Origin of the sequence: Aeromicrobium chenweiae, assembly GCF_003065605.1 — a bacterium.
Taxonomy (GTDB): Bacteria; Actinomycetota; Actinomycetes; order Propionibacteriales; family Nocardioidaceae; genus Aeromicrobium; species Aeromicrobium chenweiae.
On sequence record NZ_CP026952.1, the window covers coordinates 1,777,847 to 1,790,781 of the forward strand.

Below are 12,935 nucleotides of genomic sequence, written 5' to 3' on the forward strand. Positions count from 1 at the left end.
CGGACGCTCAGAGGGCGTCGACGAGGGCCGTGACCCGCTTGACCGAGACCGGGAACGCGGTCCGCAGGTTCTGGGCCAGCAGGCTCAGGCGGAGCTCCTCGAGGGCCCACCGGACGTGCTGCACCTCCGGCGCCAGCCGCGCCCACGTCGACAGCGACGCGGTCCGCGCGTGGAAGCGCGCCTCCAGGTCCTGGGTCGCGAGCAGGTCGTCGGTCAGGGGCGCGTCGAGCCGCCGCTTCGCCGCCTGCAGGTACAGCGGGAACCGGCGCAGCTGCGCCACCCCGGCGTCCCGGATGAACCCCGGGTAGATCAGCCACGACAGCTGCACCCGGACGTCCTCGCCGGCCTCGGTCGAGGGCAGCGGGGTGACCTCGCCGAGCGCCTGCAGCGTCGCGATCACCGCGTGCACGGCCTGCTCGGTCTCGTCGTACGCCTCCGCGCGCACGGTCTCGTGCAGCAGGCCGAACATCACCTCGTCCCACACCGGCCCGCCGTGCCGCACGACCAGCGACTCCAGCGCCGCGAGCCAGCACTCCTCGATGACCGCGGCCGCGTCCTTGTGCGGACCGGTCGACAGCAGCAGCTTGGCGTGCAGGTCGAGCGCCCGTCCCAGCTGCGGGACGGGCGTCGGCAGCGCGTACGACAGCAGCCGCGCCTGGCCCTTGACCATCGCGACGGACTGCTCGGCGGCGGTGTCGAGGACCCGCAGCGCGACGGACGACCCCTCGTCGACGAGCGCGGGGTATCCGGTCACCTGACCGGCGGTGATGGTCGGCTCGATCGTGCCGACGTCCCACGAGCGCAGCCCGGTGCGTTCCTCCTGGCGCGCGACCTTCGTCAGGTCGGCACGCACGTGGCTCGAGAGCTCGCGGCGCAGAGTGGCCAGGTCCTTGCCGCGCGCGAGCTCGACGCCGTCCTCGACGACACGGAACGTCACCCGCAGGTGCGGGGGGAGGGACTCGAAGTCGAAGTCGTCGGCCGACACGATCGTGCCGTTGAGCAGCCGCATCTGCCGCGCGAGCTCCTCGCTGAGGTCGGGCGCGGACGGGGCCATCGCCTCGACGAGCCGCGGCGCGAACTGTCCCGCGGGCACGAACTCGCGCCGCAGCCGCTTGGGCAGCGATCGGATGAGCTCGGTGACGAGCTCCACGCGGTGGCCCGGCACGTGCCAGTCGAACGCCCGGTCGTCGACGGTCAGCAGGCGGTCGACCGGCAGGTCGACGGTCACGCCGTCGTCCTGCATGCCCGGCTCGAAGGCGTACGTCAGCGGGTACGACTCGCCGTCGGAGTGCCACTCGCGGGGGAACTCCTCGTCGGCGTCGGCCGGTCCGTCGCTGAGCATCGCAGGGTCGAACGTGAGGAGGTCGGGGTCCTTGCGGCGGGCCTGCTTCCACCACGAGTCGAAGTGCCGGGTCGACACCACGTCGGCCGGCACCCGCTGGTCGTAGAACGCGTACAGCGTCTCGTCGTCGACCCGCAGGTCGCGTCGGCGCAGGCGCTCCTCGAGCTCCTCGACGCCTGCGATCATCCGCTGGTTGGCGGCGAAGAACTCGTGGTGCGTCCGCCACTCTCCCTGCACGAGCGCGTGCCGGATGAACAGGTCGCGCGAGACGACCGGGTCGATCCGGCCGTACTGCACGAGCCGGTCCGCGACCAGCGGGATCCCGAACAGCAGCACCTTTTCGCGGGCCATGACCGCGCCGCGACGGCGCGACCAGTGCGGCTCGCTGTAGACGTGGTTGACCAGGTGCGCGCCGGCCTCCTCGACCCACTCGGGCTGGATCTTGGCCGCGGTGCGTCCCCAGAGCCGTCCGGTCTCGACCAGCTCGGCGACCATCACCATGCGCGGGGGCTTCTTGGCCAGGCCCGAGCCGGGGAAGATCATGAACTTGGCCTGGCGGGCGCCGAGGTACTCACGGCCGTCGGTGTCGCGGAGGCCCACGTGTGACAGCAGGCCGCTGAGCAGGGCCTGGTGGACGCGGTCGGGGTCGGCGCCGACGGTGCCGGGCTTGAGCCCCATCTCCTTGGCGGTGCGGCGCAGCTGCGAGTGCACGTCGTGCCACTCGCGGATCCGCAGCCAGTGCAGGAACTCGTCGCGGCACAGCCGCCGGAACGCCGAGCTGGACAGCTCGTCGCGCATCTCGCGGATGTACTTCCAGAGCGTCAGGTACGACAGGAAGTCCGAGTCGGGCTCGCGGAACCGCCGGTGCATCTCGTCGGCCGCCTGCTGCCGGTCCAGCGGCCGCTCCCGCGGGTCCTGGATCGACATCGCCGAGACGATCACCAGGACGTCCCCGAGGCAGCCGAGCTTGTCGGCCGCGAGCAGCATCCGGGCGAGGCGCGGGTCGGTCGGCAGCGTCGACATGCGCCGGCCGATCTTGGTCAGCCCACGGCCGCCGGACTTCTTCGCGTCCAGGGCGCCGAGCTCGTACAGCAGGTTGATGCCGTCGCTGATCGCTCGCGAGTCCGGCGGGTCCAGGAACGGGAAGTCCTTGATGTCGCCCAGGTCGAGGGACGCCATCTGGAGCAGGACCGAGGCGAGGTTGGTGCGCTGGATCTCGGGGTCGGTGAACTCCGGCCGGCTGTCGTGGTCCTCCTCGGAGTACAGGCGGATGCAGATGCCGTCGGCGACGCGGCCGCAGCGTCCGGCGCGCTGGGAGGCGCTGGCCTGGGAGATCGGCTCGATCGGCAGGCGCTGCACCTTGAGCCGCTGGCTGAACCGGGAGATGCGCGCGAACCCGGGGTCGATGACGTACCGGATGCCCGGAACGGTCAGGGACGTCTCGGCGACGTTGGTGGCCAGGACGATGCGGCGGCCGGGGTGGTTGCTGAAGATCTTCTGCTGGTCCGCAGCGGCGAGGCGCCCGAAGAGCGGCAGGATCTCGGTGCGCGGGTACTTCTTGCCGTTGAGGTAGTCGGTGGCGTCGCGGATCTCCCGCTCGCCGGACATGAAGACGAGGATGTCTCCCTCGTTCGGCAGCTCCGAGACGGCCTGCGCGATCGCGTCCAGCTCGTCGTCGGCGCCGGTCTCGGCCGGGGGACGGTAGCGGATCTCGACCGGGTACGTCCGGCCGCTGACCTCGATGATCGGGGCGTCGAACATCTCCGCGAAGCGTTCGACGTCGATCGTCGCGGAGGTGATGACGACCTTCAGGTCGGGACGCCGGGGGAGCAGCTGCTTCAGGTAGCCGAGGAGGAAGTCGATCGACAGGGACCGCTCGTGCGCCTCGTCGATGATGACGGTGTCGTAGCGCGAGAGCTGCCGGTCGCGCTGCAGCTCGGCCAGCAGCAGGCCGTCGGTGACCAGGCGGATGGCCGTGGCCTCGCTGGTCTGGTCGTCGAAGCGGACGGCGTAGCCGACCTCGGCGCCGAGGTCGACCTCGCACTCGTCCGCGAGGCGCTTGGCCACCGATCGGGCGGCGATCCGGCGCGGCTGGGTGTGCGCGATCGCGCGGCGCCCGAGCTCGTACGCGATCTTGGGCAGCTGCGTGGTCTTGCCGGAGCCGGTCTCGCCGGCCACGACGACGACCTGGTGGTCGCGCATCGCAGCAGCGATGTCGTCGTGGCGATCGGTGATCGGCAGCGCCGGGTCGTACGAGATCTTCACTTCAAACCCAGGGACTCGGCGAACAGGAGGTAACCGACAAAGGCTACGACGTCGAGCAAGGTGTGCGCGACCACCAGGGGCATGACGCGCCGGGTGCGGTGGAACCAGTAGCCGAAGACCAGTCCCATCACGAAGTTGCCGAGGCCCGGCCCGACCCCTTGGTACAGGTGGTAGCTGCCGCGCAGCGCGGCTGCGGTGACGATCGTGGCGGGGGTGCTCCAGCTGAGCTGCTTGAGGCGGGTCATGAGGTAGCCGATGACCACGACCTCCTCCAGCACGGCGTTCTGGACCGCGGCGAGGACCAGGACCGGGATCGTCCACCAGTACTCGATGTCGGGCGAGGGGATGATCTCGGCGGTGATGCCGAACGCCCGGCCGACGAAGTAGAACGCCAGGCCGGGGATGCCGATCAGGGCGAACAGGCCGAAGCCGGAGAGGGCGTCGAACCGCCAGCGGGAGCGGTCGAGCCCGAGGCGGCGGGTCACGCTCTCGCGCACGGGGTCCAGCGACAGGAGATACAGCACCAGGGCCACCGGCACGAGCGCGAACCCGATGCCGAGGACCTGGTAGACGAAGTCGAAGACCTGGCGGTCGTCCTGCGTGCTGTTGAGGGTCGCGGTCTGGTCGCGCAGCCCGCCGGGCAGCGTCGCCTTGCGGATCAGGCTGACGAGCGCGTAGACCCCCGACGCGCCGAGCGACAGCCCGAGGACGATCCAGACCTCCAGGCCCAGGGGTCGAGGATCCCGGGGCCGATCGGTGTGAAGGCTGGTGTCGGACACCGCTCAGAGGTCGTTCGTGCTGAACGTGTCGCAGGAGTTGACCGTGCCGCTCTCGTAGCCCGTGAGGAACCACTTCTGGCGCGACTCGCTCGACCCGTGCGTCCAGGTCTCGGGGTTGACGGTGCCGCCGCCGAGGTCCTCCTGGATGTGGTCGTCGCCGACGGCGGACGCCGCGGACAGCGCCGAGCGGATGTCCCGCTCGGTGAGCGGCTTGAGCAGCGTGTTGCCCTGGTCGTCCGTGGTCGAGGCGGCGTGGTTCGCCCAGACGCCGGCCATGCAGTCGGCCATGAGCTCGATGCGCACGCCCCCGCTCTTGGCGCCGGTCCGCCCGTCCTGGCCCTTGGCGAGGAAGCCGAGGATGTTCTCGACGTGGTGGCCGTACTCGTGCGCGACGACGTACTCCTGGGCCAGCGCGCCGTCGTCCGCGCCGAAGCGGCTGGTCAGCTCGTCGAAGAAGCTGGCGTCGATGTAGATGCGCTCGTCGCTGGGGCAGTAGAACGGACCGGTCTGGTTCGAGGCCGTGCCGCAGGGGGTCTGGGTCGAGCCGGAGTAGATGACCGTCTTCGCGGCCCGGTACTGGCGGTCGACGTCCTTCGGCAGGGCGTCCTGCCAGTACGCCTGCACGCTGTTGACGGTGCCGATGATGCGGCAGGTGTCGTCGCGGTTGGCGTCCGCACCGGTCTTGCACTGGTCGAAGGACTGCTCGGACGTGCTGCCGCCGGGCTGGACCTGGTTCGTGCTGAACGGGTCCGTGGCGCTGCCGCCGAGGGAGGTGAGGTCGACGCCGAGGAACGCGCCGATCAGGACGATCACCAGGCCGCCGATGCCGCCACCGATGGCCAGTCCGCCGCGGGATCCACCGCCGGTGACCTGGCTGGTGTCCAGGTTCGAGCCCTCGTTGAAGCTCACGACGTGGCCCTCGCGGGTCGGCCGGCTCGGACGGAAACGGGAGATGCCCCCAGCTGGCGCTCGTTCATGCCCGGAAGTCTACGCAGCGCGGACGTGCCCGCACGGGACTACTGTCGCGGTGTGACCTCGACAGATGCCGCTGCCAGTCTTGCGATGCCCGAGGGGATGTCCGACGGGGACGCCGCCCGTCTGCGGGGCCTGCGAAGGATGCGGGCGCTCGCCCTCTCCCTGCTGCTCATCGCTGCGGTGATCTACGTGCTGACCCGCGACCACGACTCGGGGTTCCTGGGCTACGTGAACGCGGGCTCCGAGGCGGCGATGGTGGGCGCGATCGCCGACTGGTTCGCCGTGACGGCGCTGTTCCGCCACCCGCTGGGCCTGCCCATCCCGCACACGGCGATCATCCCCAAGCGCAAGGAGTCGCTGGGGGAGAGCCTGCAGGAGTTCGTCGCGGACAACTTCCTCAAGGAGGACGTGATCCGCGAACGGATCGGTTCTGCGGGGGTGAGCCGACGCGTGGGGGAGTGGCTCGTCGACGGCCGCCACTCCGAGCGCCTGGTCCACGAGGGGTCCCGCATCCTGGCCGATGCGCTGTCCCACGTGCGGGAGTCCGACGTCGCCGCTGTCGTCCAGGAGGCCCTGATCCCTCGGCTCAAGGAGGAGGAGCTCAGTCCCGTCGTCGGGCAGCTGCTCGACGAGGTGCTCCGCGACGACGCGCACCGGGGGCTCGTGGACCTCGCGGTGGACGAGCTGAGCCGGTGGCTCGCGCACAACCACGACGAGGTCGCCGCCCTCATCGAGAACCGCGCCCCGTCGTGGACGCCGCAGTGGCTCGACAGGCGCGTCGCGACCTGGGTGCACGAGCAGGTCGTGGAGTGGGTCGCGGACATCGGTCGGACCCCGGACCACAACGCGCGCCTCGCGCTCGACAACTGGCTGGGCGACCTGGCTCAGGGTCTGCAGCACGACCCCGACACGATGGAGCGGTTCGAGCGGCTCAAGGAACGCATGCTGTCCCAGCCACGTCTCAGCACGACATCCGTGCAGCTGTGGGAGGCGCTGCGCCGTGCGCTCATCGGCTCGCTCGGCGACGAGACCGGTCTCCTGCGCACGCGCGCCAACGAGGAGATCGACAAGCTGGGGCACCGGCTCATCGAGGACCCCACGCTGGCCGAGCGGGTGGACACCACGATCGCCGACATCGCGTCGTACGCGGTCAACAACTACGGCCACGAGGTCGCCACGGTCATCTCGGCGACGGTCAACCGCTGGGACGGCAAGGAGACCGCCGACCGCATCGAGCTGCACGTCGGACGCGACCTGCAGTTCATCCGCATCAACGGCACGGTGGTCGGTGGCCTGGCCGGCATCGTGATCCACGCGATCTCGACGGTTCTCTGACCCTCAACGTGTAGTCGAGAGTTACCCACACCTGTGGAGAACTTGTGGATAAACCCGTGTGGGCCTGTGGGCGACGCCCCTCGAACAGTGGACAGCAGCACGGGACGCACTGCCATCGCAGGGGTCTTGGCGCCCGCGTGAGTGCGCGGGGGAGCCCCGATTCGGAGCCTCGAGGAGTGTTTGTTAGAGTTCAGTGCTGCACCGCGCCCCACGAAAACGGGGTGCATGTCCGGGTGGCGGAATGGTAGACGCGCTAGCTTGAGGTGCTAGTGCCCGGTTACGGGCGTGGGGGTTCAAGTCCCCCCTCGGACACCCAAGGAAAAGTGGTCCTGAACTGCGGAAACGCGGTCGGGGCCACTTTGCGTTTGCGGCCGTGGCGGCACCATGGCGGCACATGTGGCTTCTGGGGATGCGCCGATGACACCTAACGAGGGTCAGAGGAGCATCACCATGGCATGGATTGAGCACAGGGACAGAGCAGACGGCGGACTCTCGGCGAGGGTCATTTGGCGACTCGGTGGTAGCCGCGGAGCGTCTCGTCAGGAGGAGACGTTCAGCGCGGGATCTGACGCGCAGAATCAAGCCCGCGCTGAGGGCTTCAAGAAATCGTTGAGGCCGCCGGCGGACACTGGCCAGACGGGTGGGTCAAGGGCGAAGGATTCGTCCTCGCCCGCGAAGACGAGCGGTACAGCCATCCGCCGAGCTTCGCCGCTGTGGGTGAGGAGTACGTACGCCAGATCGTGGATCTGTCGCCGGGGCAGCGCACGCGGTACCTGTCCCAGATCCGAGTTCTCGACGGCCTCGAGATCCGTGGCACGCGGATCTTCGGCCGCCCGGTCGATGCCATCGTGGAGGGCGGAGGATCTAATGAGAAGGTGCCAACGATCTGTCAAAGACCGTCTAGCGACGCGACTGCGTCCTCGGAGCAAGATGTTGAATTCAGTTGGCGCCATTGACACGGCGGCCTTCGCAACCTGTCCAGACGGCCGTCGCGGCGCGAATCCGAAGGCTTCGACCAGGGAAAGGTGACGTGATCGACCCGGGCTGGGCCGATCACGTCACCTATCGGTCGTCAACCACGTATCGAGCAAGTTGAGACACGAGTGTTCCGAATCGAAAGAGATCAGGGTCCAGCGACTATCGATCTTGATCGAGGCCGGCCAACCTCCGACACGCGGATCGTTCACACCTAACCGGTTACCTCGCGATCCGGGACGCGAGGTCGACTTCGACCGTCAGATGCGCGTGTCGCGCACGCGAGTCGACTATGTAAAGGCAGGAACCCTGAACTCGAGCGGAGTTTCCGTCGTGTCTGGCCTCGCTGCCAACTCGATTGTGATGCCACTGATTCGCCATCCAACTGTTCGAATGCGCGCTGAATCGTCGACAAACACGTACTCGCACGCATTGCCGTCCAGAATCGCGGCGACTAGATCGATCACAGCAGAAACGCTGTCTTCGTCTTCCACCACCATCGACGCGGACGCGGACAGTCCGAAGTTGATCCAAATCGCATCTTCCGCGAAGCGGAGGACTACTGTGCGGGTGGACGCCTCCTGCCGGCACAAAAGAACAACTTCGTTGCCGGCGGCCGTCGGAAGAACGGAGAGACCCCGAACCTCCGCTAGCTGTGTGAGTTGGTGCTCCAGGCTGCGCTGGAGTTCAATTCTTGTCAGCATGGGTTAGTCGCAGCATCCGAATACATCCAGTCTGAGTAGGAGGTGTTCCCTTTCCACTTCACGATGATCCTAGACTGAGTGCGGAATGTCCCTGGGGCGCAGGCTTTGTTCCACTGATGTGTGAATTGCTTGGTCGGCTTAGGCGAGTTGTGAGTGTTCGAACATCTGGGTCCAATCCACCCATGAGCCGTTGACCTCTGCTGCCCCTGAGGGGTATGCCCAGACTTTGGTTGGCGTCAGCGCGACCTCTGTTCCAATTGGTCGCAAGAGGTATCCGATTGGGTACGCTAGACATGTGTTGACCACATCCCTGCTTCTGCGTGCCCGCCGCGCCGCCGGTTTGTCACAGGGCGAGCTTGCTCTTCGTGCCGGCACGTCGCGACCAACGTTGTCGGCGTACGAACATGGCCGGAAGTCGCCGAGCCTGGCGACGGCGGGCCGTATCGTCGCGGCGGCTGGTTTCGATCTGGGTCTGATGCCGCGGATCGTGTTCACCGAGCATGCCGTTGGTCGCGGCCGGACGATCTCGGTCCCTTCGCGGCTTCCACGACTCGATGCTGCCGTCGCCTTCGCTGCGGTGGAGCTTCCGTTGCATCTGAACTGGTCGGACCGTGGCCGGATCTTCGATCTTCGTAACCGTCGCCAACGGGCGCGGGTGTACGAGATTGTCTTGCGCGAGGGACGCCCAGAAGATCTCCTGGCCTATGTCGATGGGCTACTCCTGATGGATCTGTGGGACGAGTTGGTGCTGCCCGCTGATGTGAGGGCGGCATGGTCGCCGGTGGTGGCACCTGAAGCAGTTCGGGTGGTCGCATGACGGGGGAGGGGCTGACTGGTTTCCAGGTCACGGTGTCCCGGCTCTTCTTCGAGTTGGACGAGTCTGCGGGCTACGTCGTGGCTGGCGGTGCGGCGCTACTGGCCTCGGATCTCATCACGCGACCGACTCAAGATCTTGACCTCTTCGCTGGCTCACCCATCGTGTCTGTCGCACCCGCCAAGGACGCGCTACTCCGCGCGCTGCACAAGCGCGGTTGGACCGCGACGATCATCCATGACGATCCGATGTTCTGCCGGTTATCGGTCACTGGAGACGATGAGGTGCTGGTTGACTTGGCGCTGGATTCACCGCCTTCCTCGACTCCAGAGCTCACGATCCTTGGTCCGACGCTCGCGCCGTTGGAGCTGGCGGGACGCAAGATGCTGGCCTTGTTCGGGCGTGCCGAGGTCAGAGATTTCGCCGATGTCTACCGGCTCGCTGAACGGTTCGGCAAAGAGGCCCTCCTGGCTGAGGCGGCGGCCGCGGATCCCGGTTTTGACCCGGTCGTGTTGGTCCAGATGATGGGCTCGCTCGAACGTTTCGATGACGATGAGTTCCCCATGGCCCCGGACGAGGTCCCGGTCGTACGTGCCTTCTTCAGGAATTGGGTCGAAGAACTTCCCTGACGAGCCCCTGAGCTGAATAGATGGTCACGCGTGCGGGCAGCCGAATGAGGTCAATCGCAGGCGTATGACTAGTGACCGTGTCGCCCCTCAGACACGCAAAAGATACTGCGATTGCAGTCAAATACCACAACAGGCCTCGACCGATCGGTCGAGGCCTGTTGCGTCATGCAATCGAGTCGGCCCGCTGCGGCGCTCAGGGCATCCCACTGGACGTAATCGGCGCCGTCGCGTCGGTCGGCGAGGCTCGACGGGGCTTCGCCGCCTCGATTCGCGCCGGGTCCCAGCCGATGGTCGCCGGGAGCGTACGGCGCGGCCGGGCCCGGTGGAAGCGCGCTGAGACGCCTGCCGTCCACGCTACGCGAAACTGCGGGACGCTCGACCGATCACACGAGCTCAGCGAGACATGAGCGGGTAGTCGGTGTACCCCTGACGGCCGCCGCCGTAGAAGGTGTCACTGTCTGCCTCGTTCAGCTCGGCACCGACCCGCCAGCGCTCGACCAGGTCGGGGTTCGCCAGCAGCGGGCGTCCGACCGCGACGAGATCGGCGAGACCCCCGGCGACGATCGCGTCAGCGGACTCGAGGCTGGTCACCTCGTTGAAACCGTCGTTGGCGATCGTGACGCCGCCGAAGCGACCCACGAGCGCGCGGATCAGCTCAGACCGCGGGTCAGCGAGATACGAGATGTACGCGATACTGAGAGGATCGATCGCGTCGACAAGAGTCCGGTACGTGGTCGCGGTCTGCTCGGCGTCCGCCTCGATGACGTCCTGGGCGTTGATCGACGGCGAGATGCGGATGCCGACCCTCTCCGGCCCTATCGCTGCCGCGATGCCCTCGACGACCTCGATTGCGAGGCGCGCCCGCTTCACCGGCGTGCCGCCGTAGGCGTCGGTCCGTTTGTTGGAGCTCGGGGCGAAGAACTGGTGCAGGAGGTAGCCGTTCGCACCGTGGACCTCGACGCCGTCGGCGCCCGCTGCGACCGCCTGCTTCGCCGCGTGCACGAACTCGGCGACTACCGCGGGCATCTCGGCCTCCGCGAGCGCCCGCGGAGTAGTAAAGGGCTTCATGCCGCCGCGCGTGTATATTTCGCCCGCAGCCGCGATCGCGCTCGGCGCCACCGTGTCGTGAGTTGACTTGTTGTCAGGGTGAGCGAGCCGGCCGACATGCATCAGCTGGACGAAGATCCTTCCGCCGGCAGCGTGTACGGCATCCGTGACGGCACGCCACCCTTCCACCTGCTCGTCCGAGTGGATGCCAGGGGTGTCGAAGTAGCCCTGTCCGGCCAGGCTGGGTTGGGTGCCCTCGGTGATCACGAGGCCGGCGCTGGCCCGCTGCGCGTAATACTCGGCAGCAGACCGTCTCGGAACACCACCGTCGCCCGCGCGACTGCGCGTCATTGGCGCCATGGCGACGCGGTTGGGCAGGGACAGGTCGCCGAGCTGGATCGGATCGAACAACGTGGTCACAGAGGTCTTCTCTCGTGGACGGGACGGGACAGGCATTTCGGCACTGCTCGCTCACGCCTCGTCGGTGGGCGGCGGACACGGCCTCGGTCAGAACCGTAACATGGTTTTTGGTCGACCAACCAATATGTCTGCGGTATCCCTGCGTGAGCGCGAAGATTGGACGACGCGTCTCTCGGAAGACGCCTACTGTGCGGCTGTCATGGGGTGCGCTCGATTCACGGCGCGATGCATCGCGATCGTCGCAACGAGGCCGATGGCCACGGCCGCGAGGATGGCGATCTGTGCGGTGATGAACGCGGGGATGTAGTCGGCGCCGTGCCCGGGCAGCCCGGAGGCGACTTCCTGGGCGAGGTGGTCATCGGAGATGCGGTTGCTAACCAGTGCCGCAATTGTCAGGGCGTAGACCGCGACGACGGCCGCTTCGGAGCCGAGCCGCATGAAGTTGAGGACTCCGGCGGCGGCACCGCTGCTGTGGGGCGGCACGGAGGCCAGGGCGGCGCCGTCGACGAACCCGAGTGGCAGCCCGAAGGAGAAGCCGAGAATGACCATCGGGATGATCAGAACCCAGACCGGCGCGGTCGTCGCTACCAGGAGCATCCCGGCGTTGCCGATCAGCATGAGCGCGATGCAGATGTAGAACAGGGTGAAGATCGTGGACTTGGGGATCTTCGCGACCATGCGTGCGCCGAGGGTCGGACCGACCAGCACTGGGGCGGTCATCGCGAGCATGAGCAGTCCGGTCGCGCCGGGATCGAGGTCGTAGACCGAGCTCAGCGCGACGGGTAGGTAGGTGAGCAGAGCGATGTACCCGCAAGCCTGGATCACCGGCAGCAGCACGATCGACATGAAGCGGACGTTGCGCAGCAGGTGCACGTCGAATATCCGCGCGCCGGCCTGGCGGTCATGCCGGACGGAGGGCACCTTGCCGTGGAGGAGCAGCGGCAGCAGCAACGCCACACCGAAAGCGACGAACACCCCGCGCCATCCGACAGCAGCCGTGAGCAGCCCGGCGATGGTGGGTCCGAGGGCGAGCCCTGCGCCGATCATGGTGCCGAGCAGCGCGAAGCTCCGGGTGCGCGCCGCGCCCTCGTAGGCGCCCGAGATGATCGCTGTCACCGACACGCCGATGGCGGCGCCCGCGGCGCCAGCCAGTAGGCGGCCGATGTCCAGCACGAGAAGGTTCGGGGCGAACGCGCTGAGCACGGACCCCCCGATCGTGCCCGTGACCCCGATGAGGAGGGTCGGCTTGTAGCCGACCCGGTCCGACACCGTTCCCCACACCAAGGTGAAGACAGCGAAGGCGACGTTGAAGCTGTTGACGACCCATTGCAGCGTGGCCGGGTCGGAACCGAGATCGCCGGCGATCGAGGGGAGTGCTGTCGCGGTGCCAGCGACGTTGAGCGGCACGACGAACACCGCGAGAAGCAGCGCCGGCAGCGTCAGGAACGAGTTGGCAGATGACCCGGTGGAGGCGGAAGTCATGTCGTCGGCGGCAAGGTGGATGACGGTATCGGCGATCTGACGAGGGCGCGTTTGCGGACAAGTCGCTTCATAGTTCGTGGTCGCTCTCTGCAGCGGGGCAGCCATCTCGACCGTTGGTCGCCATGGCCACGGCGGCGGGGACGAGCAGGGACACTACACCATTTCTGG

At 67.6% G+C, this 12,935-nt stretch carries 9 protein-coding genes and 1 tRNA gene; 4 read left to right on the plus strand and 6 right to left on the minus strand.

The window, feature by feature from the left end; all coding sequences use genetic code 11:
* Positions 1-7: 7 nt before the first annotated feature.
* Genes hrpA through ypfJ form a run of 3 tightly spaced genes read right to left on the minus strand, consistent with a single transcriptional unit; the run spans position 8 to position 5,295 of the window.
* Positions 8-3,607, minus strand: coding sequence for an ATP-dependent RNA helicase HrpA (gene hrpA / locus C3E78_RS08530; protein WP_108577889.1), 3,600 nt, complete (start codon positions 3,605-3,607; stop codon positions 8-10).
* Positions 3,604-4,386, minus strand: a complete 783-nt coding sequence (locus tag C3E78_RS08535; protein ID WP_108577890.1) for a CPBP family intramembrane glutamic endopeptidase — start codon at positions 4,384-4,386, stop codon at positions 3,604-3,606. Before C3E78_RS08535 ends, hrpA begins: the two co-directional genes overlap by 4 nt.
* A gap of 3 nt (positions 4,387-4,389) precedes the next feature.
* A complete protein-coding gene (gene ypfJ, locus C3E78_RS08540; protein WP_108577891.1) occupies positions 4,390-5,295 on the minus strand; it encodes a KPN_02809 family neutral zinc metallopeptidase in 906 nt (301 codons plus the stop codon).
* Positions 5,296-5,415: 120 nt separating this feature from the next.
* Here ypfJ and C3E78_RS08545 point away from each other — a divergent pair, with 120 nt between their 5' ends.
* Together C3E78_RS08545 and C3E78_RS08550 are read left to right on the plus strand one after the other, a co-directional pair.
* Positions 5,416-6,696 (plus strand): DUF445 domain-containing protein, encoded by a 1,281-nt coding sequence (locus tag C3E78_RS08545; RefSeq protein ID WP_235833777.1) that lies wholly within the window; start codon positions 5,416-5,418, stop codon positions 6,694-6,696.
* Positions 6,697-6,923: 227 nt separating this feature from the next.
* Positions 6,924-7,008, plus strand: a tRNA-Leu gene (locus tag C3E78_RS08550).
* A gap of 953 nt (positions 7,009-7,961) precedes the next feature.
* Here the strand turns inward: C3E78_RS08550 and C3E78_RS08560 are convergent.
* Entirely contained in the window at positions 7,962-8,375 is a 414-nt protein-coding gene (locus C3E78_RS08560; protein ID WP_108577893.1) for a hypothetical protein, read from the minus strand.
* Between the two features lie 295 nt (positions 8,376-8,670).
* On the opposite strand from C3E78_RS08560, the gene C3E78_RS08565 reads away from it, so the two are divergent.
* Both C3E78_RS08565 and C3E78_RS08570 read left to right on the plus strand, forming a co-directional pair.
* Entirely contained in the window at positions 8,671-9,192 is a 522-nt protein-coding gene (locus tag C3E78_RS08565) for a helix-turn-helix transcriptional regulator (protein ID WP_108577894.1), read from the plus strand.
* Positions 9,189-9,818 (plus strand): nucleotidyl transferase AbiEii/AbiGii toxin family protein, encoded by a 630-nt coding sequence (locus C3E78_RS08570; RefSeq protein ID WP_199906972.1) that lies wholly within the window; start codon positions 9,189-9,191, stop codon positions 9,816-9,818. The genes C3E78_RS08565 and C3E78_RS08570 overlap by 4 nt, the downstream gene beginning before the upstream one ends.
* A gap of 393 nt (positions 9,819-10,211) precedes the next feature.
* On the opposite strand, the gene C3E78_RS08575 is transcribed toward C3E78_RS08570, so the two are convergent.
* Positions 10,212-11,285: an alkene reductase gene (locus tag C3E78_RS08575; protein WP_199906973.1), complete on the minus strand. Its 1,074-nt coding sequence runs from the start codon at positions 11,283-11,285 to the stop codon at positions 10,212-10,214.
* A gap of 183 nt (positions 11,286-11,468) precedes the next feature.
* A complete protein-coding gene (locus C3E78_RS08580) occupies positions 11,469-12,872 on the minus strand; it encodes an MFS transporter (protein WP_108577896.1) in 1,404 nt (467 codons plus the stop codon).
* Positions 12,873-12,935 lie beyond the last annotated feature (63 nt).

What these genes read in the sequence shown, in the direction of transcription:
- C3E78_RS08560 (WP_108577893.1), bottom strand. Translation starts at nt 8,375, where the DNA reads ATGCTGACAAGAATTGAACTCCAGCGCAGCCTGGAGCACCAACTCACA.
- C3E78_RS08570 (WP_199906972.1), top strand. Translation starts at nt 9,189, where the DNA reads ATGACGGGGGAGGGGCTGACTGGTTTCCAGGTCACGGTGTCCCGGCTC.
- C3E78_RS08580 (WP_108577896.1), bottom strand. Translation starts at nt 12,872, where the DNA reads ATGGCTGCCCCGCTGCAGAGAGCGACCACGAACTATGAAGCGACTTGT.